This window comes from Streptomyces sp. YS-3 (assembly GCF_045257485.1).
Lineage (GTDB): Bacteria > Actinomycetota > Actinomycetes > Streptomycetales > Streptomycetaceae > Streptomyces.
On the sequence record NZ_JBJHPC010000711.1, the window covers coordinates 1 to 3,242 of the forward strand.

Consider the following 3,242-nt stretch of genomic DNA (forward strand, 5'->3'; position numbering starts at 1 on the left):
CCGTTGTGGAGACCCGGGCCCCGGCGACGGACCCCGTACCGGCGCGCCCGCCGGGTCCGGACGAGGGCGCTCCCCAGCGGGTGTCCGAGGTGACCCGCCGACTGGTGTGCCGGGTCGGCGGGCACGACGACTCCGCCGTACGGAGCGGCTCCCGCCTGGCCGAGGACCTCGGCTTCGACTCGATCCAGGTCATGGAGCTGAAGACCCGCATCGAGAACGAGCTGCCCGAACTCGGCAGTCTGCCCGTCGAGGAGCTGCTCGCGAGTCTGGAGACCGTGGGCGACCTCAGCCGCTATCTCGCCGAGCGCCTGCTCGTACCGGCCGCGTCCGCGCCGGCAGCCGAGCCGTCCACCCCGGAAGGACCGCGCACATGAGCCCGTCACCCGCCCCCGTCGCCCACCTGGTCTCGGTCGGCACCTGTCTGCCGGGCGAACCGGTGGACAACGCCACCCTGGCCAAGCTCGTCGGCGTCGACGAGCAGTGGGCCGAGATGTTCATCGGCAACGTCAGCCGCCACTTCGCCGTCGACCTGGCGACCGGCCGGGTCCGCCACTCCCTGGCCGACATCGCCTCGACCGCCGCGGACCGGGCCCTCGCGGCGGCGGGCCTGGAGGCCGTGGACATCGACTGCGTCGTCATGGGCACCGCCACCCCGGACCAGCTGATGCCCGCCACCGTCAACCTGGTGGCGGACCGCCTCGGCATCGACAACGTCCCCACCTACCAGCTCCAGTCCGGCTGCGCCGGTGCCGTGCAGGCGCTCGACGTGGCCCGCACCCTGCTCCTGGCCGGACGCTGCTCGACGGTCCTGGTGATCGGCGGCGACGTCTGCGCCAAGCACCTGGAGACCGACTTCGACGCCGGCTCGCGCACCCCCGCCGAGCTGGTCAACTACATCCTGTTCGGCGACGGGGCGGGCGCGGCCGTGCTCAGCGCCGAGTCCTTCGGGGAGCGCGTCGAGATCCGCCAGGTCCTCAACCGCCTGGTGGGTCTGGGCAAAGCGCCCGGACAGGTCATCGACTGGTTCGGCCTGGGCGACCGGCACAGCGACCGCACCGCCATCAGCGAGGACTACAAGGCCATCGAGGCGGCCGTGCCGGTCCTGGCGACCCAGATGTTCTGGGAGCTCATCGGGGACGTGGGCTGGACCGCCGACCAGGTGGACTATCTGCTCCCGCCCCAGCTGTCGGGCCGGATGAGCGACCGCATCTCCGACGCGATGCCCGCCCCGCTGGCCCGGCGGGTCAACGTGGTGCGCACGGTGGGCAACAACGGCAACGCCCTGCCCTTCCTCCAGCTCGCCGAACTGCTCGGCCAGTGGGAGGGCGGCGGGCGCGCCGTCACCGTCGCCGTGGAGTCCAGCAAGTGGATCAAGTCCGGTATCGCCCTGGAGCGCGCATGACCACGACCGAACCTCTCAATGCCCCGCCCGGTACGGGCAGTTGGCTGGACCCCGAGGCGCTGCGGACACTGCGCGGTCTGTACGCGGCCGGACGCCTCGAAGCCGACTATCCCTCGGTGCGCCCGCTGCTCGCCCGGCTGCCCGGGGCCCAACTGCCCGCCGCCGGGCAACTGCTCGCCCGGCTCGACCGCGAGGAGGTCGCCCGCCACCACCCGGACGTGCCCGTGGTCACCGTCGCCGTGACCGGCCAGTCCACTGTAGCCCCGCTGGTCGCCCCGCTCACCGCGGAGCTGGCGCGCCACGGACTGCTCCTGGACCCGGTGCTCTCGCCGTACGGCTCCTACCTCGCGGACCTGCTCGGGCCCGGCTCCCCGGGCGGCGCCCCGCCCCGCCTCACCCTCTGCCTGCTGGACGCGCACACCGTCTTCGAGGAGGTGCCGCTGCCCTGGCGGGTCGAGGACGTGGAGACCGCGGCGCGCTCCCGGCTCGCCCTGATCGGCCGGGCCGTCCGCGCCCACCAGGACGCCGGGAGGGGACCCCTGGTCCTCAACACCGTCCCGCTGCTGCACGGCCACGCCCGCCAGCTCATCGACCTGCGCTCTCGGGCCCGGCTCGGCGTCGTGTGGCGGGAGTTCAACAGCGGACTGCTCGCCCTCGCCGAGGAGCACCCCGGCCTGATCGTGGTCGACCTCGACCCGCTGGTCGCCCAGGGCACCCCCGCGTACGAGCCGCGTACGGGGCTCTACGCCAAGGCGCGCCTCGCCGAAGGGCTGCTGGCGGGCTATGCCCGCGATGTCGGCCACCTCGTCACCGGCCTGCTCGGCCGGACCCGCAAGTGCCTGGTCCTCGATCTGGACGGGACGCTGTGGGGCGGGGTGCTCGGTGAGGACGGGACGGAGGGTGTCGAGCTCGGCGGCGGGTTCCGGGGCGAGGCGTTCGTCGAGTTCCAGCGGGTGCTGGCCCAGCTCGGCTCCCAGGGCGTCCTGCTCGCCGTCAGCAGCAAGAACGACGACGACCAGGTGCGCGCGGCGCTGCGCGAACACCCCTCGATGGTGCTGCGCGAGGACGACTTCGTCCGCGTCAACGCCAACTGGTCGGCCAAGCACGACAATCTGCGCGACATCGCCGAGCGGCTCGGGATCGGTCTGGACAGCTTCGTCTTCGTCGACGACAGCACCTTCGAATGCGGGCTGGTACGGGAGCAGTTGCCGCAGGTCGCGGTGGTCCGGGTCGACGAGGAGCCCGCCCTGCACCCGGCCGCGCTGCTCACGGACGGGTGGTTCGACCTGCCCGTGCTCACCGACGAGGACCGCGAGCGGGCCGGCCGCTACCGCACGGAGGTCCGGCGCCAGGAGTTCCGCGAGGACACCGGCTCCTACCAGGACTATCTGGACGGCCTCGGCATCGAGGTGACGGTACGCCCAGCGGAGCAGCGCGAACTGCCCCGCGTCTCCCAGCTCACCCTGCGCACCAACCAGTTCCATCTGGCGCCCGAACGGCTGCAACTGCCGCAGGTGCGGGAGTGGGCCGAGGACCCCGGCCGCGCCGTACTGGTGGTCCACGCCCGCGACCGGTTCGGCGACCACGGCCTGGTGGGGGCGGTGTTCCTGCGCCGCGACGCACAGGACCTGCACATCGACAACTACGTGCTGAGCTGCCGGGTGTTCTCGCGCGGCATCGAGAGCGCCTGTCTGGCGGCCGTCCTGGAGCACGCGGCCACGTCCGGCGCCCGCGGCGCGCGGGCCCGCCACCGGCCCACCTCCCGCAACGCCGCCTTCGCCTCCTTCTACCCCGACCACGGCTTCGTCCCCACGGGCGTGGCCCCCGACGACCCCACCAC

General features: G+C 73.2%; 3 protein-coding genes. All 3 read left to right on the plus strand.

The window, feature by feature from the left end:
• A partial coding sequence (locus tag ACJA3G_RS33675; RefSeq protein WP_406556830.1) for an acyl carrier protein occupies positions 1-374 on the plus strand: 374 nt, incomplete at its 5' end.
• Positions 371-1,402, plus strand: a complete 1,032-nt coding sequence (locus ACJA3G_RS33680) for a 3-oxoacyl-ACP synthase III family protein (protein WP_406556831.1) — start codon at positions 371-373, stop codon at positions 1,400-1,402. The genes ACJA3G_RS33675 and ACJA3G_RS33680, both read left to right, overlap by 4 nt.
• A partial coding sequence (locus ACJA3G_RS33685; RefSeq protein ID WP_406556832.1) for an HAD-IIIC family phosphatase occupies positions 1,399-3,242 on the plus strand: 1,844 nt, incomplete at its 3' end. The genes ACJA3G_RS33680 and ACJA3G_RS33685, both read left to right, overlap by 4 nt.

Coding starts and splice junctions, on each gene's coding strand:
- ACJA3G_RS33680 (WP_406556831.1), top strand. CDS start 371: ATGAGCCCGTCACCCGCCCCCGTCGCCCACCTGGTCTCGGTCGGCACC.